Origin of the sequence: Devosia geojensis, assembly GCF_000969415.1 — a bacterium.
Classification (GTDB): Bacteria; Pseudomonadota; Alphaproteobacteria; order Rhizobiales; family Devosiaceae; genus Devosia; species Devosia geojensis.
The window spans coordinates 39,256-61,754 of sequence record NZ_JZEX01000087.1 but is presented as its reverse complement, the minus strand read 5'-3'; the positions used below and the strand labels follow the sequence as shown (position 1 = coordinate 61,754).

The 22,499-nt window shown below is 66.1% G+C and carries 17 protein-coding genes; 7 read left to right on the top strand and 10 right to left on the bottom strand.

Annotation, left to right across the window (positions count from 1 at the left end):
- Window positions 1–47 precede the first annotated feature (47 nt).
- The 3 genes from VE25_RS08335 to VE25_RS08325 all read right to left on the bottom strand — a co-directional run bounded on the left by VE25_RS08335 (window position 48) and on the right by VE25_RS08325 (window position 4,003).
- On the bottom strand, window positions 48–1,406 hold the full coding sequence (locus VE25_RS08335) for an extracellular solute-binding protein (protein WP_083988807.1): 1,359 nt from the start codon (window positions 1,404–1,406) through the stop codon (window positions 48–50).
- Window positions 1,407–1,531: 125 nt separating this feature from the next.
- Window positions 1,532–2,800, bottom strand: a complete 1,269-nt coding sequence (locus VE25_RS23150) for an HAD family hydrolase (protein ID WP_046108146.1) — start codon at window positions 2,798–2,800, stop codon at window positions 1,532–1,534.
- Between the two features lie 171 nt (window positions 2,801–2,971).
- On the bottom strand, window positions 2,972–4,003 hold the full coding sequence (locus tag VE25_RS08325; protein WP_160299966.1) for a LacI family DNA-binding transcriptional regulator: 1,032 nt from the start codon (window positions 4,001–4,003) through the stop codon (window positions 2,972–2,974).
- 227 nt (window positions 4,004–4,230) lie between these two features.
- Between VE25_RS08325 and VE25_RS08320 the strand changes: the two genes are divergently transcribed.
- From VE25_RS08320 to VE25_RS08305, 4 genes are all read left to right on the top strand, one after another.
- Complete coding sequence (locus VE25_RS08320) at window positions 4,231–6,207, top strand: ABC transporter substrate-binding protein (RefSeq protein ID WP_046108145.1); 1,977 nt, start codon at window positions 4,231–4,233, stop codon at window positions 6,205–6,207.
- A gap of 100 nt (window positions 6,208–6,307) precedes the next feature.
- Window positions 6,308–7,300 carry an ABC transporter permease gene (locus VE25_RS08315; protein WP_046108144.1) on the top strand — a complete coding sequence of 331 codons (993 nt, stop codon included), beginning with the start codon at window positions 6,308–6,310 and terminating at the stop codon, window positions 7,298–7,300.
- Window positions 7,301–7,303: 3 nt separating this feature from the next.
- A complete protein-coding gene (locus VE25_RS08310; protein WP_046108143.1) occupies window positions 7,304–8,440 on the top strand; it encodes an ABC transporter permease in 1,137 nt (378 codons plus the stop codon).
- Window positions 8,441–8,444: 4 nt separating this feature from the next.
- Window positions 8,445–10,532: an ABC transporter ATP-binding protein gene (locus tag VE25_RS08305; protein ID WP_046108142.1), complete on the top strand. Its 2,088-nt coding sequence runs from the start codon at window positions 8,445–8,447 to the stop codon at window positions 10,530–10,532.
- On the opposite strand, the gene VE25_RS08300 is transcribed toward VE25_RS08305, so the two are convergent.
- The 6 genes from VE25_RS08300 to VE25_RS08275 form a co-directional block, all read right to left on the bottom strand.
- Window positions 10,522–11,349: an inositol monophosphatase family protein gene (locus tag VE25_RS08300; protein WP_046108141.1), complete on the bottom strand. Its 828-nt coding sequence runs from the start codon at window positions 11,347–11,349 to the stop codon at window positions 10,522–10,524. The genes VE25_RS08305 and VE25_RS08300 overlap by 11 nt on opposite strands.
- Entirely contained in the window at window positions 11,346–12,173 is an 828-nt protein-coding gene (locus VE25_RS08295) for a glycerophosphodiester phosphodiesterase family protein (protein ID WP_046108140.1), read from the bottom strand. The genes VE25_RS08300 and VE25_RS08295 overlap by 4 nt, the downstream gene beginning before the upstream one ends.
- 11 nt (window positions 12,174–12,184) lie before the next feature.
- The gene (locus VE25_RS08290) at window positions 12,185–13,282 is read right to left on the bottom strand and encodes an ABC transporter ATP-binding protein (protein WP_046108139.1); all 1,098 of its coding nucleotides are present in this window, start codon (window positions 13,280–13,282) and stop codon (window positions 12,185–12,187) included.
- A 2-nt stretch (window positions 13,283–13,284) separates the two neighbouring features.
- The gene (locus VE25_RS08285) at window positions 13,285–14,202 is read right to left on the bottom strand and encodes an ABC transporter permease subunit (RefSeq protein ID WP_046108138.1); all 918 of its coding nucleotides are present in this window, start codon (window positions 14,200–14,202) and stop codon (window positions 13,285–13,287) included.
- A 2-nt stretch (window positions 14,203–14,204) separates the two neighbouring features.
- Complete coding sequence (locus VE25_RS08280; RefSeq protein WP_046108137.1) at window positions 14,205–15,098, bottom strand: carbohydrate ABC transporter permease; 894 nt, start codon at window positions 15,096–15,098, stop codon at window positions 14,205–14,207.
- Window positions 15,099–15,160: 62 nt separating this feature from the next.
- The gene (locus VE25_RS08275; RefSeq protein ID WP_046108136.1) at window positions 15,161–16,468 is read right to left on the bottom strand and encodes an extracellular solute-binding protein; all 1,308 of its coding nucleotides are present in this window, start codon (window positions 16,466–16,468) and stop codon (window positions 15,161–15,163) included.
- 209 nt (window positions 16,469–16,677) lie between these two features.
- Between VE25_RS08275 and VE25_RS08270 the strand changes: the two genes are divergently transcribed.
- Window positions 16,678–17,832: an ROK family transcriptional regulator gene (locus tag VE25_RS08270; protein WP_046108135.1), complete on the top strand. Its 1,155-nt coding sequence runs from the start codon at window positions 16,678–16,680 to the stop codon at window positions 17,830–17,832.
- A 7-nt stretch (window positions 17,833–17,839) separates the two neighbouring features.
- Here the strand turns inward: VE25_RS08270 and VE25_RS08265 are convergent, their stop codons facing one another.
- The gene (locus VE25_RS08265; protein WP_244466888.1) at window positions 17,840–18,289 is read right to left on the bottom strand and encodes a substrate-binding domain-containing protein; all 450 of its coding nucleotides are present in this window, start codon (window positions 18,287–18,289) and stop codon (window positions 17,840–17,842) included.
- A 392-nt stretch (window positions 18,290–18,681) separates the two neighbouring features.
- On the opposite strand from VE25_RS08265, the gene xdhA reads away from it, so the two are divergent.
- Window positions 18,682–20,145, top strand: coding sequence for a xanthine dehydrogenase small subunit (gene xdhA / locus VE25_RS08260; protein WP_046108133.1), 1,464 nt, complete (start codon window positions 18,682–18,684; stop codon window positions 20,143–20,145).
- A complete protein-coding gene (gene xdhB / locus VE25_RS08255; protein ID WP_046108132.1) occupies window positions 20,138–22,483 on the top strand; it encodes a xanthine dehydrogenase molybdopterin binding subunit in 2,346 nt (781 codons plus the stop codon). The genes xdhA and xdhB overlap by 8 nt, the downstream gene beginning before the upstream one ends.
- Window positions 22,484–22,499: the final 16 nt, after the last annotated feature.

Sequence of the window (22,499 nt, the reverse complement as noted above, 5' to 3'; positions counted from 1 at the left end):
CGGGACGCATCCGGCGGAGGTCCGCCGGATGCGCGCTGCGATGGACCTCAGGCGGCTTGCCGGGCGGAGGCGGATGCCTCTTCGATGCCCGCGACGTAGTCTTCGGGCGACAGGCGGCCCTGCAGCAGTTCGGGCGAAAGCGCGCCCCAAGCCTGCCAGACGGCCTGGTAGGGAAGGTCGAGCGGGAAGACGTCTTCGCCCGCTTCGGTGACCGCGGCCATGGCGGATTTGACCGCCGAGCTCAAGGTTTCGACCTCGACGCCCTGCACCGGCATGATGACGCCGGCCGTTTCGGCGTAGAAGGCAGCGGTGCTGCGGGAGAAAAGGCAGCGCAGGAACTCCATGCCGCCTGTGATGTTCTTGGCCGCGCTCGGCACGAAGAAGGTCTCCGAGCCGACGGCGAGGACCGAGTTGAACGTTTCTTCGGTGGGGCCGGGGATGGGGCTCATGGTCATCTCGTAGCCTTGCGGGATGACGTCGCGCATCTCGTTCTCGATCCAGCTGCCGCAGGGATAGAACACGGCGCCGCCGAGCAGCCATTCGGCCTGGGCTTCGGTGTGGCTCAAGGCCTCGGAGCCATCCATGATAAAGCCACCCTTGCCGAGCTCTGCGACCATGCGGGCTGCTTCGAGCACTTCAGGCTTCAGCCATGCGCCTTCCTTCGCCGTCATGATGTCGTCGACGGCCTGGCGACCGGCGAGCTTATAGATGAGCGGGTAGACGATGCCGCGTACCAGGTAGTGGGCGGCATTGCGGCCGCCATAGGCCCAGGGCGTATGTCCGGCGGACTTCAGCGTCTCGCAGAAGTCGAGCATCGCGCTCCAGGTGCGCGGGTATTCCCAGCCGTTCTCGCGCATCAGCGCCTGGTCGTACCAGATGCCGTGGACCGTGTAGGGAGCCGTCAGGCTCACCTGCTTGCCCTCGTAGACGCCGCCGGTCTGCGAGCCGGCAAAGAGGGTTTCGGCGAAGGTCTTATCGGGGGTATCGAGCGCCGGAGCCGCCATCAGCGGAGCGAGATCGGCCATCTGTCCTTCAGTCCGCAGGGCCGAGGTATCCATCGAGCCGGCACCGGCATTGTCGATGACGTCGGGCGGGTTGCCGGCGATGAAGCGCGGGCGCAAGCGGTCGGCGACGCCCTGGATGCCGGTCACGGAAATCTGCGTACCGGCATGCAGCTCCTTCATCACGTCGGCAGCGTGATTGATGTAGTCGATGCCGTAGCCGCCCTCGAAGAAGATGCCCTCGATCGCCGTACCCTCGGCAAGGTTCAGCGGGTTCCTGGCCGCCTCGGCAATGGGGAACCGCGCCGTCTGCGCGAGGGCCGCGAGCGGCGACAACGCCATTGCCCCGAGCGCCGCGGCGCCTCCTTTCAGAACCGTACGCCTCGACACCGTGAACACGCTCATCTGGCCCTCCTTATGGGGATATCGCGCTGGATGGAGCGCTTCCTATCGGGGCTAGACGACACTCAGATGACGATACACGTGTAACGTTGCGCAAATGACGAGGGACTGCCAGGTTGGCCCTTCGCTCAGGCGAGCGAAGGGTTGACGCGGGCCCGCGCCATCTGCCGCTCGATATCGGCGAGGAGCGCGGGCAACTCTCCGGGAGAGCGGATGGTGTAGCGCGGCACCTCGTCGCCATCGGCCGGAATGTGGCTGCGGCGCTTGGACCAGTTCTGCCAGATGCTGATGATGCCGAGCCCGTTGGCGCCCTTGATATCGCGCTCGAGATGGTTGCCCACCATGACGACCGAGCCGGCATCGTCCGCCGTCAGGCCGAGGGACGCCAGGGCTTTCCGGAACATGCGCTGATCCGGCTTCTCGCAGCCCTCGGACTCGGAAATGACCTGCGCGTGGAAGTGCGGGCTGATGCCGTGGCCGCCGAGGACCGTCGAGAAGCTGCGGACACGTCCGTCGGCGACGAGCGCGAGCCTGTAGCCTTCCTCGGCAAGCGAGCGGACCATCTCCAGTGCACCGGGAATGAGATCGGCGGCGATGACGTAGCCTTCCGCGTCGAACTTTTCCGTCGATTCATCGACCAGCGTATCGCCGCTGTCGAGGAAGACGGCCTTCAGCAGGGGCTGCTCGCTGCGGACTTCCGCCAGCACCGACTTGACGCGCGCCGGAATGAACTCGGCGAGCTCGGCCCAGGAGCCGAACGGGACATCGGCCAGATCAAAGCGCCGGCCGAAGCGGAAGGCCGGCAGGAACGAGCGGGCCTGCAGCCAGCGCTTGACGACCCGGTGGTCCTCCGCCGTCAGCGCGGTGAACTCGGCCCGGAACATGTCGTTGATGAGGACGCCGCCGCGGCCGGCAAGATCGAGGCAGGAGACGATCGTGCCCTCAGCCGTCTTCGATTGTTCTTCGAGCGTCGCGGTGAAGGCGTGCTTGCCGGGGGTCGAATAGACGACGACGCGCCCCTCCTCCATCGGCAGCGCCCCGTCCGGCCCATGCATCTCGAGCATGTGGCCGTGGGAACTGGCGCAGACGGCGACCACGCGGTCTTCGGCGTCGAGCTTCAGCCAGATGTGCTCGAGCTCGTAGAGGTGCTGAATGTCCCAGTCCCACCAGATCGCATACTCAATGACCTTGGCGATACCCGGCTCGAAGGAGATCTGCAGCGTCGCGGAGGGGGACTGCGTGGATTCGTGAAGCACACTCACTCCGACGCGGGAGGGCAGGAAGGGCTCGTTGTCGCAAAAGCGGATGACCGGCGCGAGACGGCGGGCGAGCGCCATCTCCTCCTCGTTTGGCGGGAAAAACGTCGCGGTTTCGGCGATGGAGGACGATGACGGCATGGCGAATGGTCCGGTGGAATCGAGGGAGGGTTTCTTGTAATCGTTTTCAACTCACACCTTCAAGTCACTCCTTCATTGCCGGTCAGACCAGTTGCCGCTTTGAACGCTATTGCCGATAGCGATACCATCGACAGGCTGGAGCCTAACAGCCGTGGCCGGCGCGGGGACAAGTCAGCGCAGGGCGATCGTCGAATCGCGGCGGATAAGGGTGTTTTCGAGGACGACCTGGCGCGGCGCGGTGCTCACGCCCCGCATGTGGTCGATGAGCGTGCGGGCGGCGATCTGGCCCATCTCGTGGATCGGCTGGGCGATGGTGGAGAGCGTCGGGAAGGTGACGGCCGATTCCAGCACACCGTCATAGCCGAGGATGGAGAGATCGCGCGGCAGCTCGATGCCCATGGCGTGGGCCGAGTGCATGACGCCGAGGGCCAGCATGTCGGTGGTGGCGAAGATGGCCGTGAGGCCCCTGCCCGCCGAGATCAGCTCGGCGCCGGCCTCCCGGCCGATCTCGAAGCTCGCCGTCGCCTCGAAGGGCGCGCAAAAGACGATCTCGACGTCGGAGGCAAGGTCCCTCGCCGCCTGGCGGATGCCGCGCACCCGCTCGCTGCCGACGTCAGACGCGCCACCCTTCTGGGCGATCCGCCCGGCGACGACGCCGATCCTGCGGTGGCCGAGCTCGATGAGGTGGCGCATGCCCTCGTAGCCGCCAGAGAAGTTGTCGCAAAGGACCGCGCTCACGGCCGCGATGCGGGGCTTCATGTCGACGAAGGCGACGGAGATCCCCCGCTCGCGCAGCATTTCCACCTGCCGCACCGTGCGGCTGGCGGCGCCGGAGGGACGAACGATGACGCCTTGCGCGCGCATCTCGAGCATTGTGGCGAGATAGGCCTGCTCGCGGTCCGGATCGCCATTGGTCGAGCAGAGCAGCACCCGATAGCCCTCGTCGAACATGGTGGTCTCGATGGCGTAAGCCAGGGCACTGCTGAAGGGTGTGCGCTGCTGGCGCAGGAGCACGCCGACGACATTGGACTGCTGCGTGCGAAAGGAGCTGGCCAGACCGTTCGGGCGATAACCCAGTTCCTCGATGGCCTTGGCCACGGCTTCGCGCAGTTCCGGCCGCACGTGGGCGTAGCCGTTGACCACGCGCGACACGGTGGCGATCGAGACATTGGCGCGTCGCGCTACGTCTTTAATGGTTATCAAACTGTTACCCCTATCCGGCCAATTCGTACCCGTTTCGGCTCTTTTTTGGAGGGTTGTGACGGCCACACTTTTCATACGTTGCTTTGAAAACGTTTACAAGTTAGCGTCACCGAAACGATAACGGTGGGGACTAAAGCTCCGCGGGCACCCAACATGGGCTCCCGGCTTTCAACCCCACCAGCCGGCGCCCGGGAGGCAGCCGTTCAATCCGTGTGGGAGGGAACCCGATGCAGAATATTGACCGCTTGAAGAGCCTTGCCGCGGTGGCGGCTCTGTTCCTTGGCGCGACCGCGCTGCCCGCGTTGGCGCAGGACAATGCCGGGCTCTGTCCCGCCGGCTATGCCGAAGCTCCGCAGCTCAAGGCGATGGTCGATGCGGGCACCCTGCCCCCGGTGGCCGAGCGCCTGCCGCTCGAGCCGCTGGTGATCCAGCCGGCCGAGGAAACCGGCGTCTATGGCGGCCAGTTCGTCGACAGTTGGGGCGGCGGCAACATCGCCGAGATCCGCCACTTCGGCTATGAGCCGCTGGTGCGCTGGAGCATCGACGGCGCCGAGGTGGTGCCAGGCATCGCCAAGGGCTGGGAGATCAGCGAGGACGCCCAAACCTACACCTTCTTCCTCCGCGAAGGAATGAAGTGGTCCGACGGGCATCCGTTCACCGCCGACGACATCGTCTTCTGGTGGGAGCGCGTCGAGAACAACCCCAAGGTCATGACCGGCGGGCCGCGCAACGAATACAAGGTCGACGGCGAGGCCCCGACCGTGACCAAGGTCGACGACTACACGGTCGCCTTCTCCTGGAGCAAGCCGAACGGCCTCTTCCTGCAGCAGATGGCCGGCCCCTACGGGCAGCGCGTGGTGCAGTTCCCCAGGCACTACATGGAGCAGTTCGACATCGACCTCAATCCCGAAGGCGTGGCCGAGATGATGACGGCAGCCGGCGCCACGGACTACGCCGCCTGGTGGAAGGGCAATATCGGCTCCTATAACGATCCGGCCCAGTTCAACGACCCCAAGCGTCCCTCCGTCCACGCCTGGATCGGCACCGACACGATCCTCGGCAAGGAACGCGTGACGTTCGTGCGCAACCCCTACTATTTCGCCGTCGATCCGGACTGCCAGCAGCTGCCCTATATCGACGAACGCGTCTGGGCGAGCGCGCCCGATCCGGAGGTCACGCTCCTGCAGTCGATCCAGGGCCAGCTTTCCATGTCGCCGCGGAATGTCTCGATCCCGCAGAACCGCGCGGTGTTCTTCGACAACCAGGAAGCAGGCGACTACCGCCTCGTGCCGGCGACGAGCTGCGACTACAACACGGCGGTCCTCGCCTTCTCTATGAACCACCCCGATCCGGTGAAGGCTCAGGTGTTCTCGAACAAGGACTTCCGCATCGGCGTGTCGCAGGCGATCAACCGGCAGGAGATCATCGACACTGTGTATCTCGGCCAGGGCGAGCCCTTCCAGCCGGCGCCGCTGCCGAATTCGCCGTTCTACAACGAGGCGATGGCCAAGCAGTACACCGAGTTTGACCTTGCCGCCGCCGCCGAGCACCTCGACAAGATCCTGCCGATGGGACCCGATGGCGTGCGCCTCGGGCCCGACGGGAAGCCGTTCAAGTTCTCGGTCGAGATCAACGCCGACTTCAAGCCGGACACGGTCGACGCCTTCCAGCTCATCGAGCGCACCTGGGAACAGGTCGGGCTCGACGTCACCATCAACTTCCATTCCGACGAGCTCTTCGGCAACGCCCGCGCCAAGCCTGACAGCGACGCCTCCGTCTGGGTCGGTGAGAACGGCTGCGGGCAGTTGCCGCTGCTCAACCTCTCGCGCTTCATGAACGACTATGGCGGATGGTCGCTGGGCAACTGGAGCGGCTGGGCCGCCTGGGACATCAAGCGGCTGAACCCCGATGCCGAGCTGCCCGAAGGCTGGGAGCCGATCGAGCCGTCGGCGAACGTTCAGCGCCTCTACGAATTGCGCTCGCTGATCCCGCAGACCATCGGCGAGGAGCAGACGGCGCTGATGAAGGAGTTCACCGACCTGCAAGCCGAGGAATTCCTTGTGATCGGCATCGCCACCCCCGCCGGCTTCTACCGCGCGGTCAAGAACGACGTCCGCAACGTGCCGGACGAGCTCATCGAAGGCTGGCTCTATCCGGGCCCTGCGCCGGCCAACTTCGCCAGCTTCTTCGTGCGGAGCGAGTAAGCCGCAAACGCGCGGGGCGGCGCACCACCCGCCCCGCAGCTTGCCGGCCCCGCTTCTTGCGGGCCGGCCATCTCTCAAGGTCGGAAGGGAGGTAAAGCGGATGGGTTCCTTCGTGCTGCGCCGGATCCTCTATGCGATCCCCGCGCTCATCGCCGTCTCGCTGATCTCTTTCCTCGTGATCGCCGTGCCGCCAGGCGACTATGTCGACCGTCTCGCCGAAACCAACGCGGCCAAGGGCGACATCATGCCGATCGCGGAGCAGGAGGCGCTGCGGCAGGCGTATGGGCTCGACCAGCCGCTGATGGTGCAATACTGGAACTGGATCAGCGCGGTCGTCGCACGCGGCGATTTCGGCTACTCGTTCAGCTACAATCTGCCGGTGAAGGACGTGATCTGGCCGCGCCTCGGCCTCACGGTCGTCCTCTCCATCGCGAGCCTCCTCTTCATCTGGGTGGCGGCCATCCCTGTCGGCATCTATTCGGCAGTGCGCCGCTATTCGGCCGGCGACTACCTCTTCACCTTCCTCGGCTTCCTCGGCCTCGCCATCCCCAATTTCCTGCTGGCCCTGGCGGCGATGTACATCGCCTTCGCCTGGTTCGGGCACAATGTCGGCGGGCTCTTCTCGCCCGAGTTCGTCGAGGCGCCGTGGAGCTGGGCGCGGGTGCTGGACCTCCTCAATCACCTCTGGCTGCCGATGATCGTGCTGGGCACGGCGGGTACCGCGAGCGTCATCCGGGTGATCCGCGCCAACCTCCTCGACGAGCTGCACAAGCCCTATGTCACCGCGGCGCGGGCCAAGGGCATGGGCGAGTTCGGCCTGTTGATGAAGTATCCGGTGCGCCATGCGCTCAACCCGTTCGTTTCCGGCCAGAACGACATCTTCGTCGACATCGTCTCGGGCGGCACGATCGTCGCCATCGTCATGGGGCTGCAGACGACCGGCCCGATCCTGCTCGAGGCGCTGCGCACCCAGGACATGTACATGGCCGCGAGCTTCATCCTGATGCTGAGCGTCCTCGTCGTCATCGGAACGCTCCTGTCGGACGTGCTGCTCGCCTGGCTCGACCCGCGCATCCGGCACCAGCAGGGGTAGGCGATGAGCACGATCGCAGAGCCGACCGAAATTGCCGCCAAGCCGCAGAAGGGGCGCGGGTATGACGGGCACTGGACGCTGGTCTGGCAGAAGTTCCGCCGGCACAGGCTCGGCGTTGCCGGAGGCATCGTCGTCATCCTCGCCTATCTCGTCGCGGCGATCCCGGAGTTCCTGGCGCCGGTGACGCTCGAGGCCTACAACCCCGCCTACAGCTATGCGCCGCCGCAGGCGCTGCACTGGGGGCGCGACGACGGCGAGGGCTGGCGGTTCGGCCCGCACGTCTACGCCTACACCACCGAGATCGACTACAATTCCGGCCGGCGGCTCTTCGCGACCGACCCGGAAACGCCGATCAATGTTGGCCTCTTCGTCGAGGGCGAGCCCTACCGGCTCCTCGGCTTCATCCCCACCAACCGGCACCTCTTCGGGCCGGTCGAGGTGGGGCAGCCGTTCTACATCGCCGGCGCCGACCGGCTGGGGCGCGACATATTGAGCCGCACCATCTACGGGGCGCGCATCTCGATGACCATCGGGCTCGTCGGCGTGGCGCTGAGCCTGGTGCTCGGCATCCTCATCGGCGGCGTCTCCGGGCTCGTCGGCGGCGTCACCGACAACCTCATCCAGCGGCTCATCGAATTCGTGCAGTCGGTGCCGTCAATCCCGTTGTGGATCGGGCTTGCCGCCGCCATCCCGCAATCGGTGCCGCCGCTGCAGGTCTATTTCCTCATCACCATCATCCTCTCGGTGCTCGGCTGGACGAGCCTGGCGCGCGTGGTGCGCGGGCGGTTCCTCGCCATGCGCAGCGAGGATTTCGTGAAGGCCGCGCGGCTCGACGGGTGCGGGCCGGTGCGCATCATCTTCCGGCACATGCTGCCGAGCTTTTTGAGCCACATCATCGCGGTGGTGTCGCTGGCGATCCCCGGCATGATCCTGGCGGAAACGGCGCTGAGCTATCTCGGTATCGGGCTGCGCACGCCCATCGTTTCCTGGGGCGTGCTGCTGCAGGAGGCGCAGAACGTGCGCACCATCGCCTCGGCGCCGTGGCTGCTGCTGCCGGGCGGAGCGGTGATCATCGCGGTGCTGGCGCTCAACTTCCTCGGCGACGGGCTGCGCGATGCAGCCGATCCCTATTCGGACTAGGCCCATGCAGAACAGCGACACCCTCGTCAGCATCAGGGACCTGCGCATCTCGTTCGCCCCCGGCGTCGAGGTGGTCAACGGGCTCGACCTCGACATTCCGGCCGGCAAAACGCTCTGTCTCGTGGGCGAAAGCGGCTGCGGGAAGTCCGTGACGGCCAAGTCGATCCTGCAGGTCATCGACCATCCGGGACGGACCTCGGGCGGCTCGATTGCGCTCAAGCGCGCGGATGGAAGTGTGCTCGACATCGCGGCGACGGCGCCGGCAAGCCGCACCATGCGCGCGGTGCGCGGGGCGGAGGTGGCGATGATCCACCAGGAGCCGATGAGCTTCCTCTCGCCGCTCTATACCATCGGCAACCAGATCAGCGAGGCGCTGCGGCTGCACCGGCGGGTGAGCAAGGCGCAGGCGAAGGCGGCGGCCATCGCCATGCTGGAAGAGGTCGGCATGCCCGAGCCGGCACGGCGGTTCGACAGCTATACGTTCGAGCTTTCCGGCGGGCAGCGGCAGCGCGCCATGATCGCCATGGCGCTCGTCAACCGGCCTCGGCTCTTGATCGCCGACGAGCCGACGACGGCGCTCGACGTCACCACGCAGGCGATCATCCTCGATCTCCTCAAACGCCTGCAGCGCGAGAGCGGTATGGCGGTGCTGTTCATCACCCACGACCTTGGCGTCGTGGAAGAGATCGCCGACGAGGTGGCAGTGATGTATCTCGGCAGGATCGTCGAGCGGGGGAGCGTGCGCGAGGTGCTGGAGCATCCAAAGCACCCGTATACGCGCGGGCTCCTCGCTTCGATGCCGCGGCTCGACGGGGACTTCAAGGCGCCGCTCAAGGCCATTCCCGGCATGGTGCCGCCGCCGGCACAGCGGCCCAAGGGCTGCCCCTTCCACCCGCGCTGCGAATGGGCGGTGCCGGGGCTCTGCGATACGGCGCCGGTCGCGGACATCGCGGTCGGCGGCGGGCAGGTGGCGGCGTGCCATGCCTATGGCGCGGAGGCCGCGCGGTTCGGGCGGCAGAGCGTTCCCGCGCAGCCGGTGGCGGCGAGCCGGATAGCGCGGGAAGCGCAGGGCAAGCCGCTCATCAGCGTGCGCGAGGTGAAAAAAGCCTTCCCCATCCGGGCCGGGTTCCTGCAGCGCAAAGTCGGCGAGGTGCGGGCGGTCGACGGGCTCTCGTTCGACATCCGGCCGGGCGAGACGCTGGGGCTCGTCGGCGAGAGCGGGTGCGGGAAATCGACGCTGGGGCAGACCATCGTCGGGCTGCACCGGGCCGATGCCGGCTCGATCCGCTTCAGCCCGGCCGACGGGCCGGAGACGGAGCTGACGACGGCGCGGGGCGCGACAGCCCGGCGGCTGCGCACCGATATCCGCATGGTCTTCCAGGACCCGACGGCTTCGCTCAACCCGCGGCTCAGAGTGCGCGACATCATCGGTGAGGTGCTGCAAGTCAATGGGGGCAAGAGCGCGGGCGAGATCGACGCCAAGGTGCACTGCCTGCTCGAGCGTGTGGGATTAAGTACCGACTACGCGCGGCGCTATCCGCACGCGTTCTCGGGCGGGCAGCGCCAGCGCATCGCCATCGCGCGAGCGCTGGCCTCAGACCCGAAGCTCGTCATCGCCGACGAGGCGGTCTCGGCGCTCGACGTCTCGGTGCAGACGCAGATCATCAACATGATGCGCGAGTTGCAGGCGGAGATCGGTCTGACCTACCTCTTCGTCAGCCACGACCTCGGGGTCATCGCCAACATCAGCGACCGGGTGGCGGTGATGTATGCGGGCCGGATCGTCGAGATCGGGGCGACCGAGGCGATCTTCCGCAATCCGCGCCATCCCTATACCGAAGCGCTGCTGGCGGCGATCCCGGGGCGGGGGCTGAAGAGGGGCGAGCGAGTGCGGCTGCCCGGACACGTGCCGGGCGCCGGCAAGCTGCGCGGCTGCAGTTTCGCCGGCCGCTGCCCTTACGCCCGGCCTTCATGCCATGAGGCGGAGCCGCAGCTCGTCGGGACTGCTGACCACCGCCATGCGTGCCTGCGCGCGGATGAACTGAGCCTTACCACCAATGTCGGCAAGCCGGAGCTGGCGCTCACCTCGTGAAGGCGGCGGCGACGAGCTCCCAGCTGTGCGCGTCGGGCGCGAGGAGCAGGCGGCCGGCGGTGAGGGTGGGTGCGTAAGACTCGCCGGAAAGCAGGGCAGCGTGGCCGCCCGCTTCCGTGTAGATGAGAGCGCCCGCGGCGTGGTCCCAGGGCATGAGGCTGGCGTTGAGCGAAAAATCCATCGCCCCTGTGGCGATCAGCCGGTACTCGAAGGCCGAACATCCCCAGGAGGTGGTGCGGGCAAAGCGTAGCGCGCGTTGGGCGAGCCCGGCGCGTTCGCCCTCGGGAAACATGTGGAGCGACACGAAACCCCGCATCGCCTCGAGTGGGCGGGGCGGGGCAAGCTTGAGGCGCACGCGCGTTCCGTCGCCGGCAACGTGCCAGGCCCCCTGCCCCGGCCGGGCGACCAGGAAGTCGCCGGTCACGGGATAATGGATGGCCCCGGCGATGGTGCGGCCGGCCGAAACGATGGCGACGATCATGCCGAAGATTGGCGCGCCATGGGCGAAATTCCAGGTGCCGTCGACGGAATCGATGATGATCGAAAGCGGAGCTTCGGCCAACCGGTCGAGCAACGAACCATCGCTCGAAACGGCCTCTTCCCCGAGGACGAAGGCGCCGGGGAACCGGCTTGTCAGGGTCTGCGACAGCCTGCGCTCTGCGCCGATGTCGGCGTCCGTCACCAGATCGTCCGGCGCCGTCTTGGTGCGTATGCCGTCGGCCGTGATCGCCAGGAACCGCGGCAGGACCTCGGCGCGCGCCGCCTCGCGCATTTCGTGCAGGAGCGCAGTGAGATCATCGTCGGAGACTTCGTTCATGCGCGCCGCGCCTCGATATAGGACTTGAGCGCCGCCGGCTGGTCGGTCTGGATGACGCTGATGCCCGCGTCGATGAGGCGTCCCCATATCGCGTCGGGATCGGCAAGGGCCGCCGTATCGGTCCACTCGCCGCTGCCGGGCTGGTCGAGGGTGTTGATCCAAAGCGCCATGCGCGCCTCTGCAAACGCGTTGCGGTGGCGAGCGATGGTCTCGAGGCTGTCGAAGCGGATTTCGCACATGAAGGGTGACAACTCGGAAAGGACGGCAAGCGTCTCATGCGTGTCTTCGGCAGTAAAGCGGGCCATGCTCATGAAGGGGACGCCGTCAATCCTCTGCGCCCGCACCCAGGCGACGTCGTCGCGCGTCATCACCTTGGTCTTGAGATCGACATCGGTGCTGGCATCCATCGCCCTTGCGCAGGCCGCCACTTCCGGGAAGAGCCCACGATCCTTGAGGTCGAGATCGGCGAAGATGCGGCCGCGGATCAGCTCGAGCGCTTCCTTCAAGGTCGGGACGTACTGGTCGGTCAGGGCGCGGCCCTCGCCGCCATCGTCCTGGCGCAGCGCGATCTGGCGCAGCTCCGCCATGGTCAGGCTTTCGGCTTCGCGGTCGATACCGGCCATGCGCAGGAGCGTATCGTCGTGCATCAGGAAGAGTTCGCCGTCGGCGCTCTTGCGCACGTCGAGCTCGACGATGTCGCAGCCCATGGCGATGGCCTGCTCGATGGCGGCGAGGCTGTTCTCGGGCGCGCCATGCCAGGCCCCGCGGTGGGCAACGATCGCGCAGGCGCGTGCCGGATCGGCAATGTAGTCGATATACGTCATTGGTCTTTCTTTCATTGGGCGCCGATGGCGCCGGGGAGAGCGCGGCCGGTCGCGGCATCGAAGAGATGCAGCCGGGCCTGCGGGAAGGAGAGGGAGAGATCGGTTGCCTCGGCGATATCGACGCCGAAGGGGGTGGCGACGCGGACGACTTCGCCGGCAAGGTCGGCGGCGAGAACCGAATGGGAACCTAGATCCTCGCGATAGCGCAGGCGGGCCTTGAGCGGTCCGCCGGTACCGAAAACGATATCCTCCGGACGGATGCCGAGGACGAAGTTGCCGTTCAATGGCGCCTCAACCACCACCTGTCCGTCGGCGAGTCGCAGCACCGAACCGTCGCCGGTGACCGGCAGCACGTTCATCGGCGGCGAGCCGATGAATTTGGCGACGAACACCGAGGCCGGGCGGTGGTAGATGGCCTTGGGCGTGTCGAACTGCTCGATGCGGCCCTTGTTGAGGATGAGGATGCGGTCGGCCAGCGTCATTGCCTCCACCTGATCGTGGGTGACGAAGGCGGTGGTCGCCCCGATCCGGCGGTGGAGATCGGCAAGCTCCAAGCGCATGTCGTGGCGCAGTTGCGCATCGAGGTTGGAGAGCGGCTCGTCGAAGAGCAGGACGCCCGGCTCGCGCACGATCGCCCGGCCGATGGCGACGCGCTGGCGCTGTCCGCCCGAGAGCTGGCTCGGCCGGCGCGCCAGCAGCTCGGAAAGGCCGAGCATCCGCGCCACCGCCTCGACCCGCTCGATACGCTCGGGCTTTGGCATGCCGGCGACCTTGAGGCTGTAGGCCACGTTGTCGAAGACGCTCATATGGGGATAGAGCGCGTAGTTCTGGAAGACCATGGCGCAGCCGCGGTGCTTGGGTTCGAGGTTCTGCACCTCGCGTCCGCCGATGACGATGGCGCCGCCGCTGACACGCTCGAGGCCCGCGATCATCTGCAGGAGGGTCGACTTGCCGCAGCCGGAAGGACCGAGGACGACCGTGAACTCGCCGGCGCGGAACTCGGCGTCCATGGGCGGTATGACCTGGTGCGCCGCATCGTAGGATTTGGTGACGCCCTTCAGCGCAATGCTGGAAGCGGCCGCGCGGATGGCGGTGTCGATGGCGTTCATCGCTATTTCTCCGAGAGGACGAGGCCGCGCACGAGGTAGCGCTGAAGGAGCGCGATCATGGCCAGCGGAATGATCGAGACGATCAGGGCGCCGGCCATGATCAGCGGAAAGTCGGGCACCGCCCCGTCGGTATCGGGCGAAAGCCGCGCGAGACCGACGACGGCGGTCTGCATGTCGGGCGTTGAGCTGGCAACGAGCGGCCAGAGATACTGCGTCCAGCCGCTGAGGAAGGTGAGGACGAAAAGGGCCGCGAAGGGCGTGCGCGCCAGCGGCAGCAGGATGTCGAACATGAACCGGACCGGGCCGGCGCCATCCATGCGCGCGGCCTTAAAGAGATCGGCCGGCAGCGTGCGGAAGAACTGGCAGAAGAGGAAGGTGCCGGTGCCGTGGGCGACGAGCGGCGCGATGAAGCCGAAATGGGTGTTGAGCACGCTCCACTCGAGGTGGAGCGGCGCACCGAACACCTCTCCGATGACGCCGTTGAGGCCGGTCGCGTCGAGCAGCCAGTTGACCGGCGCGAGCACGTTGGACGCAACCTGGTAGGTGGTGATCACGCGGATATCGAGCGGCAGCATGATGGTCGCGAGGATCAGCGCGAAGACGACACCGGCCCAGCGCGCCCGGAAGCCGACGATGGCATAGGCGGCAAGGAACGAGAGCGCGCAGGTGGCGACCGCCTGCGAAAGCGCGACCAGCAGGGAATTGAGCATCTGCAGCGGGATGCGCGTCTCGGTGAAGATGCGGGCGATGTTGTTGAACAGCTGGTCGCCCGGAATCCAGGCGAGGCCACTGCGCAGCAGGTACTCGTAGGACTGCGAGGCAGTGGCGAAGGTGAGGTAGAGCGGCCCGAGGATGTAGGTGATGCCAAGGAGCAGCACGAGGCTCGCCGCGATGTTGAGGGAGTGGGCGTTCTCGACCATGGTCAGCGCTCGTAGGAGATGCGCCGGCCGAGGAAGGCGAACTGGGCGCTGGTGAGGAGGATGACGAAGACCATCAGGATCGCGGTTTGCGTCGCGGCGCCCGAGAGGTCGTAGCCGGCAAAGCCGTCGGTGTAGATCTTGTAGACGAGGAGCATCGTCGCGCCGCCGGGACCGCCCTGCGTCATGGTATCGACGAGGGCGAAGGCGGAGGTGACGCTCTCGGTGAACTCGAGCACCAGCGTCAAAAAGATCTGCGGCATGATGAGCGGCAGCTGCACGTCGAAGATACGCCGCCAAGGTCCTGCCCCATCCATGGCCGCCGCCTGGTGCATAGTGCGGGGGATCGACTGCAAGCCGGCCAGCAGGATGACGAAATTGAACGGAATACCGCCCCAGACATGGGCGGCGATGAGGGTAATGAAGGCGTCGGTGCCGTCGATGCCCGGGTTCCAGATGCCGGGAAACCAGTGATTCAGCGGCGCAAGGATGCCGACGAACGGATTGAAGATGAAGGCGAAGACCACGCCGATGGAGGCGCCGGCGACGCCCTTGGGCCACACCAGGACGTTGCGCGCCGGCTGCGAAAGCGCGATGGCGCGGTCGGCGGCGACCGCGAGGATCAGCGGGATGAGGACGGCAAGCGAAGAGCCGACGACCATGAAGAGGAGGGTGCGGCGTCCGGCCTGCCAGAACTGCGGGTCGGCGAGCACGCGGGCGAAATTGGCCCAGCCGACGAAGATCGAGCCGCCGCCGAACGGGCGCTCGAGGAAGAACGACCAGTAGAACGCCTGGATGATCGGGACGTAGAAGAAGACGACGATCAAGAGCGCCAGCGGCGTGACCAGGAGGACCGGCAGCCAGCGATTGGCGAACAGGGCTTGCGAAGCAGCGGACATGACGAACTTCCCGTCGGGCGAAGGCACGGGGCGATCGATCGCCCCGTGCCGGAGGGCAAGGATCAGGGAAGCGTCACGCCCTGGTAGGTCTGCTCGAAACGGCGCAGCAGTTCATCGCCACGGGACTTGGCGTTGTCGAGCGCGACCTGCATGGTCTGCTCGCCGTTGAACGCCTTCTGCGTTTCCTCCATGAAGACTTCGCGGAACTGGACGTAGAAACCGAGGCGGATGCCGCGGCTGTCGTCGGTGCGCGGTTGGTTCATCGACTCGATGCCGATGGCGGCCGTTGCATATTTGGGTGCGTCGGCTTCCCCGCTCGCCTCGATGGCGCCGAGCACGTCGTTGGTCACGGGGACGTAGCCGGTAGCGGCGGTGAAGAACATCTGCTGCTCGGGCTGGCGCAGGAAATCGAGGAACGCCTTGGCGGCTTCGACCTCGGCCTCGCCGTGCCCCTTCATCACGTAGATGGAGGCGCCGCCGACCAGGGTATTGTGGCGCTCATAGGCTTCGTACATGGGCGCCATGCCGACGGTGAGCTCGTACTCGTCGCCGAAGGCTTCCGACGAGGCGGCATAGGAGCCGGACGAGCCTTCCATCATCGCGCATTCACCGGCATTGAAGGCGGCCGTGTAGTTGCCGGCCTGCGTATCGGCATTGAGCTTGACGAGCCCCTCTTCACGCCACTCGACCAGATTGGCGAGGTGCTCGGCAGCAAAGGTGGTGTTGAAAAGGTACTCGGCGTCGAGACCGTCATAGCCGTTGTGGTTGCTGGCGATCGGCAGGCCGTGGCGGGCCGAGAACTGCTCTAGCACGCGCCAGGTGTCCCCATCGGTGACAAACGGACAAGCGTGGCCGGCGTCCTTGAGCGTGCGGGCGGCCGCGATGATCTCTTCCCAGGTCTGCGGCGTTTGGGTGATGCCGGCTTCCTCGAGCTGGGTCTTATTGGTGTAGAAGAGGAGCGTCGAGGAGTTGTAGGGCTGGGAGAACAGGCGCCCGTCGGACGTCTCGTAATAGGCGCGCGCGCCGGCGATGTAGTTGTCCCAATCGACCTCGGGCAGGATCTCCTGGACCGGCACGACCGCGTCCGAGAGCATCAGGTCGAGCGTGCCGGCGTCGAAGAACTGGATCAGCACGGGCGCGTTGCCCGAGCGATAGGCGGCAATGGCCTTCTGCATGCCGACCTCGTAGCTGCCCTGCCCGACGCAGGTGACCTTGTGCTCGGACTGGGCGGCGTTGAACGCTTCGCACTGGTCCTGGATGGCCACCTCCACATTGCCGGTGTTGCCGTACCAGAACTCGATATCGGTGGCGTGCGCAGCGCCGGCGCCCGCCGTCACCGCCGCAGCGACCGCCAGATTGATGAATTTCATTGGAATTGCCTCGCCTGATTGGATGCCGCCATGCGGGGCCCGCATCGCGACCCGCAGATTTATTACACATAAAGTGTAACAATCCGGTGACGGCGGTTGCCTGGCGCAGGGAAACGGCCGCACGAAGAGGATTTAGAGTGGCTCCAGCGAGCTGAACCCATTGAAGTATTACACTTCTATAGTAGTTTGCGTCGGCAGGAGGTTGAACCATGGCCTATTCCCCCGGCGCCCTCATCGCGCCGCGTTTCACACGCGCCGGCGAAGGCAGCGTGGTCTCCCCCAACGAGCGCACGCTCCTGCGGCTCATCTGGCGCAATCCCGGCATCTCGCGCTCGGAGATCACCGCGCATGTCGACCTCACGCAGCAATCGGTCTACCGGATCATCGACCAATTGGTGGAGCGCGGCATCGTGGCGCTGGGCGCGCCCAAGCCCGGGCACGGCCGCGGCCAACCAAGCCCGACATTGCGGCTCGATGGGCGCTACGCCTATTGCTGCGGAATCTCGGTCAATACCGACGTCATCGGCATCTGCCTCATGGATATCGCCGGCAGGATCCTGGCGGAAACCCAGGTGACACTGCGCGAATACGGCATGATGGAGGCGCTGGACCTCGTCATGAAGGAGCTGAAGGCCCACCAGGCGAGCAACGCGCTCGACCCGTCGAGCTTTTTTGGCATCGGCTTTGCCATCTCCGGCTACCATGTGGGCGGCACGCGCTACAACGCACCGCTGCCGCTGCATGAGTGGTCGTTGATCGAACTTGGCCCGCTGCTTTCCGATCTCTTCGGCAAGCCGGTCTGGGTGCACAATGGCGCCAACACCGGGGCGATCGCCGAATCCATGTTCGGCATCGGGCGCTTCATCAAGCACTTCGCCTATCTCAGCTTCAACTACGGATTCGGCGGCGGCCTCATCAGCGACGGCGAGCTGCTCGTCGGCGGCAACGGCAATGCCGGCGAATTCTCGGGCATCTACGACGAGGAAGAGAACCCGCGCCGCCCCGCGCTGCAGTACCTCATTGAACGGCTGAGAGGGAACGGGGTGGAAGTCCCCTCGATCACCTACATGCGCCAGCATTTCGATCCACGCTGGCCCGGGGTCGAGGAGTGGGTGGACCTGGTGACGCCGGCCTACAACCGGCTCATCAATGCCATCTCCGCGGTCTTCGATCCCCAGGCGATCGTCTTTGGCGGACAGGTACCGGTGGCGCTGGCGCAGATGCTGATCGAGCGGACGCGTATCTTCGGCCGTCCGCGCTATGGCGTTCCTCATCCTCCGGCCAAGCTGATCATCTCCGACATCGGCGGGGACGCGTCCGCTCTCGGCGCATCGGTCTTCCCGTTCCGGGCCGAGTTCTATTGATCGCTTGTCAGTGCGTGAGCCGCTGGTTTCGATACCGAACCCGTCGATCCCCGCAGTCGGATCTCGGCTCGATCAGCACCTCGGTGGCAGGCAGCACCCGGTTCGCGACGAGCGCGACGATTGCGCGGGTCACGTTCTCGGCGATCCGCTCGATCGGTTGCCGAACTGCGGTGCGGGGTGGGTCGGTGAAATCCAGCAGGTATGAGTCGTTGTAGCCGACCACGGAGACATCGGCCGGCACCCGCAGGCCATTGCGGTGGATCGCGCGCATGGCGCCGAGCGCCATGTCGTCGCTGGAAGCGACGATGGCGGTCACGCCCAGTACCAGCAACTCCTCGGCAGCGTAACGCCCACCCTTGATGTGGTAATATGGCCGGACGATGAAATCGTCGGAAACGAGTAGGCAGCGATCCAATGCTTGGACGAAACATCGGCCTCGGTGATCTGGTGGGCCCACTACCCCCGCCACCACCGCCCGGCTGCGGCGAGTTCGGCGACGCGGTCATAGGCCTCAGCCCAGGAGGTGGCTTTCGGCCAGCGCTCGCCGAAAGATGCCGGAGCGGCGCTCATGGCCGAAGCAGAAACCATTCTGACGTGCAAACGGCTGAGGCTCATCAGAGCGCGGCCTGCACCGTCATGTCGAACAACGGCAGCCAACAGGCAATTGTAGCTGTTAACCGCGTGCTGCTAAGCTGACGGCAGACGACCTTCGTTCCTATCCAGAAGTGGGATTTCTCGAAGAACGCGGAGCCGTACGGCGCCAATCGTGGCGGCGGCTTTCGGCTTAAATGACTCGGCTTGAGTGCGGTCGACCGTTCGTATACCATTCACGCCAGCAGCAGGTGTGAGATGGCGTTACGAGACCACACGCGATTTTTTCTCAATGACGCATACGTGGAGCTGGCAGATGTGCCCGCGCGGCGCACAGTCCTAGAATGGATCCGGCAGGACCTGGCGCTATGCGGCACCAAGGAGGGATGCGCAGAAGGAGACTGCGGGGCCTGCACCGTCCTCGTCGGCCGCATCGATCCAGCCGGCGACCTCGTCTACAGAAGCGTCAATGCCTGCATCACCTTCGTTGCGAGCCTCGACGGCGCGCACCTCGTCACGGTCGAAGGCATTTCGTCCGATGCGGAGCTGCATCCGGTGCAGCAGTCCATGGTCGACAATCACGCCAGCCAATGCGGTTTTTGTACGCCCGGAATCGTGATGTCGCTTTACGCCGACTGGCTGGACAATCCCATGCCTTCGGTTGCCGACGTGGAGCGCAACCTTCAGGGCAACCTCTGCCGCTGCACCGGTTACCAGCCGATCCTTCGCGCGGCGCAGTCCATTGCCGACTACGGCGACGCCGCCGATGAGCGGCTCAATACGGGAAGGGCGGCGATGCGGGACAAACTCCTGGCGCTGCGCGATCGCGATCGCGTGGTGACCGGAACCGGCGCGAGCCTCGCCATCCTGCCGCGCGGGGCGGATGATCTGGCCGAGGTGCTGCTGGAAATGCCGGAGGCCACCATCGTCTCGGGCGCGACAGACATTGGCGTGTGGGTCACCAAGTTCCTGCGCGAGCCCTCGGTCATGGTGTTCCTCAGCCATGTCGACGATCTCGACGGCATCATCGTCGAGGGCGACAGCCTGGTCATTGGCGCCCGCACGTCCTATAGCTCCGCCGAGGCAGCGATCACCCGGCATCTGCCGCAGCTATCCGAACTCTGGAGCCGGATCGGCGGGCGTCAGGTGCGCAACGCCGGCACCATCGGCGGCAATATCGCCAACGGCTCGCCCATCGGCGACACCCCTCCCCCGCTGATCGCATTGGGCGCAACGCTGACGCTGCGCCGCGGCGGCGAGCGTCGTCAGGTGCCGCTCGAGGATTTCTTCATCGACTACGGCAGGCAGGACCGCCTGCCGGGCGAGTTCATCGAAAGCGTGACCGTGCCGCTGCCGCAGGCCGGCGAGCACTTTGCCGCCTACAAGGTCAGCAAGCGCCTGGACGAGGACATCAGCAGCGTTCTCGGCGCCTTCCGGCTGCGGCTGGAGGACGGTCTGGTGTCCGACATCGCGATCGCCTATGGCGGCATGGCCGGCACGCCCAAACGCGCCAGGCAGATGGAGGCGGTGCTGATCGCAAAACCATGGACACGCGCCACGGTCGACTCGGCGGCGCAGGCCCTGCCCTTCGACTTCTCGCCCTTGAGCGACTGGCGCGCCTCCTCCGAATACCGGATGATCGCGGCGCAGAACCTGCTGGTGCGGTTCTGGGCGGAAATGCAGGGCATGCCGGCGCGAATCGGGGAGCTTGCCTATGGATGACCTGCTCCAGAGGCAAGCGCTCGACCGCCTTAGGGACGATCAGGCCCTTGTGCCGCACGAATCCGCCCACAAGCATGTGACGGGGCGGGCGGAATATATCGACGACATGGCTGAGCCGGCAGGCACGCTCCATGCCTATCTCGGCCTTTCGGCGCATGCTCACGCGCAGATCGTCGGGCTCGACCTCAGCGCGGTCGAGGCTGCGCCGGGGGTCGTGGGCGTCGTGACCAGTGCCGACATCCCGGGCCGGAACGACATCAGTCCGGCCGGCATAGGCGATGATCCCCTCTTTTGCGTGGACCGCACCAGCTATCACGGCCAACCGCTGTTCGCGGTGGTAGGCCGCACCCGAGACGCCGTGCGCCGGGCCGCACGGCTCGCCAAGGTTGCCTATCGCGCCCTGCCCCATCGCCTTACGGCACTCGACGCACTTGAGAACGGCGGGAATGTGGTCGCACCCGGCATGGTCATCGCCAGCGGCGATGCCGGGCAGGCGCTCGCTCGTGCGCCGCACACCCTTGCCGGCCGGATGACCATCGGCGGCCAGGAGCACTTCTATCTCGAGGGCCAGGTGTCCCTCGCCATCCCCGGCGAAGACGGCGAGATGCTGCTTCATACCGCAACCCAACATCCCAGCGACACCCAGGAGGTCGTTGCCCGCGTGCTCGGGCTCGAAGCCAACGGTGTGCGCGTACATGTGCGTCGGCTCGGCGGCGGCTTCGGCGGCAAGGAAACGCAGGGCACCCTCTTCGGCGCCGTGGCGGCGGTCGCCGCCCGCAAGTTCGGGCGGGCGGTCAAGTGCCGCCCGGACCGGGACGACGACATGGTCATCACCGGCAAGCGCCACGATTTTGTCGTCGACTACCGGCTCGGGTTCGACGAGGCCGGCCGGATCGAGGCCCTCGATGCGGTCTTCAACGCCCGATGCGGCCATTCCGAGGATCTCTCGCGCGGCGTTACCGACCGCGCCCTCATGCATGCCGACAATGCCTACTTCTTCCCGGCCATGCGGGTGGAATCCAAGCTCTTGCGGACCAACACTGTCTCCAACACCGCCTTCCGCGGCTATGGCGGACCGCAAGGCATTCTCGCCGCAGAGCGCATCATCGAGGAGATCGCCTACGCCCTCGGGCGCGATACGCTCGATATCCGCAAGATCAATCTCTATGACGGAGCCGATCGCAACACGACGCCCTACGGCCAGGAAGTCCATGACAACATCATGGCCCGCATCGTCGCCGAGCTGGAGGCGAGCAGCGACTACCGGCGCCGGCGCGAGGAGATCCTCGCCTTCAACAGGTCGAGCGAGTTCGTCAGGCGCGGCATCGCGCTGGTGCCGGTCAAATATGGGATCAGCTTCTCCAAGAAGCTGATGAACCAGGGGGCGGCGCTGCTCAACCTCTACCGCGACGGCTCCGTGCACCTCAACCACGGGGGCACGGAGATGGGCCAAGGCCTGCATACCAAGGTCGCCCAGGTGGTCGCGCATGAACTCAACATCGCCTTGCGGCGCATCCGCGTCACGCCGACGGCAACCGACAAGGTGCCGAACGCCTCGCCGACCGCCGGCTCGCTCGGCACCGATCTCAACGGCATGGCGGCGCTCGATGCGGCAAGGACATTGAAACGCCGGCTGGTCGCGTTTGCTGTCGAGACGTTCCGCGTCCATGAGGAGCAGGTGAGCTTCGAGTTCGAGGCGGTGCGCGCCGGATCGCAGCTCGTTGCATGGCCGGACTTCGTCGAGATGGCCTATGCCGCCCGCGTGCCGCTTTCCGCCACCGGGTTCTACAAGACGCCGCATATCCACTGGGACCGCAAGAGCGGCAGGGGCAGCCCCTATCTCTATTTCACCTATGGCGCCTCATGTTCGGAGGTCGCCGTCGACACGCTGACCGGCGAATACAAGGTGCTGCGCACCGACATCCTCCAGGACGTCGGCCGGTCCATCAACCGCGACATCGATATCGGCCAGATCGAGGGCGGCTTCATCCAGGGCATGGGGTGGCTGACCACGGAGGAACTGTGGTGGGACAAGGAGGGGCGGCTGCGCACCCATGCGCCCTCCACCTACAAGATCCCCGTGGCATCCGACCGGCCCCGGGTGTTCAACGTCGCGCTGGCCGAGTGGTCGGTAAATCCGGCGCCGACCGTACGCAACAGCAAGGCGACGGGCGAGCCGCCGATCATGCTGGCGATCTCGGTGTTCGAGGCTCTCGGCATGGCTGCGGCAAGCGTCGCCGGCTATCGGTTCGCCTCACGCCTCGATTCGCCTGCAACGCCCGAGCGCGTGTTGATGGCGATGGAACGGCTGAAGCGCGAGGCCCGCGCCGCCGGCTGAGCGGCGCGGATGCCCG